The sequence below is a fragment of the Nocardioides sp. genome, assembly GCF_031422975.1.
GTDB lineage: Bacteria > Actinomycetota > Actinomycetes > Propionibacteriales > Nocardioidaceae > Nocardioides.
Genome location: NZ_JANPEO010000017.1, coordinates 1 through 1,790 on the forward strand (window position 1 = coordinate 1; position 1,790 = coordinate 1,790).

Sequence of the window (1,790 nt, forward strand, 5' to 3'; positions counted from 1 at the left end):
CGGAACGCGTCTCGGAAGTAGCCCGGGCCGCCGCCGACATCGAGGAGGGTGGCGCCCATCAGGTCGGCGTACTCCCCGACGTGTGCCGCCGAGTCCTGCGCCAAGGCGGTGTAGAAACGCGCCGGATCGGGCTGCTCGTAGCGGAACTCGTTGAAGAGAAACAGCGAACGACGCAGATCGGCCCGCCAGGCCCGTCCGGACCGGCGGGCCGGAGCTGATCGAGTCTGACGCGGCACGCGGAGACCTTACCCTCTGGTAGTAGCGTGTGCGGGCAATGTCTGACACCAGTGAGATCGCCGGCCGGCACGTCGCATTCTTCAGCTGGCGCGACACCCGCAACCCCGAGGGCGGCGGTGCGGAGCGCTACCTGGAGAAGATGGCCGAGGGCCTCGCAGAGCGCGGCGCGCAGGTGACCATCCTCTGCGCCGCCCACGCCGCCGCGCCGCCCGACGAGACCCTCGACGGCGTGCGCTACGTCCGCCGTGGCACCAAGCTGACGGTCTACCGCGAGGGCGTCTCGGCGCTGCTGCGGCGCGAGTTCGGCTCGGTCGACGTCGTCGTCGACGTCCAGAACGGGCTCCCCTTCTTCACCCGGGCCGCGACGCGCAAGCCGGTGGTGGTGCTCGTGCACCACGTGCACCGGGAGCAGTGGCCAGTGGTCTACCCGGGCGTGACCGGTCGGGTCGGCTGGTGGATCGAGCACGCGCTCGCGCCGCGGCTCTACCGCAGCTGCCAGTACGTCACCGTCTCGCGCGCCACCCGCAACGAGCTGCAGCAGCTCGGCGTCGATCGCGAGCGCATCGCCGTCGTCCACAACGGCACCGACCCGGTGATCCCGGTCGGCATCGGCAAGGCGACGTACCCGATGATCGCGGTCGTCGGTCGGCTGGTGCCGCACAAGCAGGTCGAGCACGCCATCGACGCTGCCCTCGCCCTGCGCGGCGAGCACCCGGACCTGCGCCTGCACGTCGTGGGCTCGGGCTGGTGGGAGGCGGAGCTGCATGCGTACGCCGCCGCGCGCGGTGCCGGCGACACAGTCGTGTTCGATGGTCAGGTCGACGAGCGCCGCAAGCACGAGATCTACGAGCAGGCGTGGCTGCTCGGCCTGCCGTCGCTCAAGGAGGGCTGGGGCCTGGTGATCGGCGAGGCGGGCATGCACCGCACCCCGGCCGTGGCCTACCGCTCGGCCGGTGGCACGCGCGAGTCGATCGCGCACGAGCGGTCGGGAGTCCTGGTCGATGACCCTGCCGAGTTCACGAGCACGCTCGGCCGACTGCTGGCCGACCACGCGGAGCGCGCCCGGCTCGGTGAGGGGGCGCTGGCCATGAGCCACGACTTCACCTGGCAGCACGCGCAGGAGTCATTCACGCATGTGGTGGCGAGCGCGCTACGGGGCGTGCGGATCGACAGTCAGGACCCGGACGAGGAATGACACAGACGGCACAACGGCGAGGCTGCCGGTGCCGCGATGTCGGTGGCGGATGTGACCGCCGCGATCACTCGGTCGTGACGCCGTAGTCGAACGCGGGGGCCTCGGCGTTGGCCGGGGACTTCGACGGCGCCGAGGTCTGCGAGGTGATGAGACCAAAGACGGACACCGAAGCGAGCAAGCCGCCAGCAACCAGGCTGACGATCGGTCCGATAAAGCCAGAGTTCATGAGTGAAGACCCTCCCTAAAGGTTCGCCGCGAAGCGTAACAGCCGAACGGCGCGATGGGCGCATCCTGTGACCACTTGTTACCGACGAGTCACCCGGCGCGCCGGCGCCACGCGCCCCACGCGCCGCCGACG

The 1,790-nt window shown here is 70.6% G+C and carries 1 protein-coding gene and 1 pseudogene; one reads left to right on the forward strand and one right to left on the reverse strand.

The genetic code is table 11. The features are described 5' to 3' along the window. A pseudogene (locus tag RMO85_RS00635) lies at positions 1–236 on the reverse strand (hypothetical protein); the annotation flags it as partial. A 38-nt stretch (positions 237–274) separates the two neighbouring features. On the opposite strand from RMO85_RS00635, the gene RMO85_RS00640 reads away from it, so the two are divergent. Then, on the forward strand, positions 275–1,432 hold the full coding sequence (locus RMO85_RS00640; protein WP_310525806.1) for a glycosyltransferase family 4 protein: 1,158 nt from the start codon (positions 275–277) through the stop codon (positions 1,430–1,432). Positions 1,433–1,790 lie beyond the last annotated feature (358 nt).

What these genes read in the sequence shown, in the direction of transcription:
- RMO85_RS00640 (WP_310525806.1), top strand. Translation starts at nt 275, where the DNA reads ATGTCTGACACCAGTGAGATCGCCGGCCGGCACGTCGCATTCTTCAGC.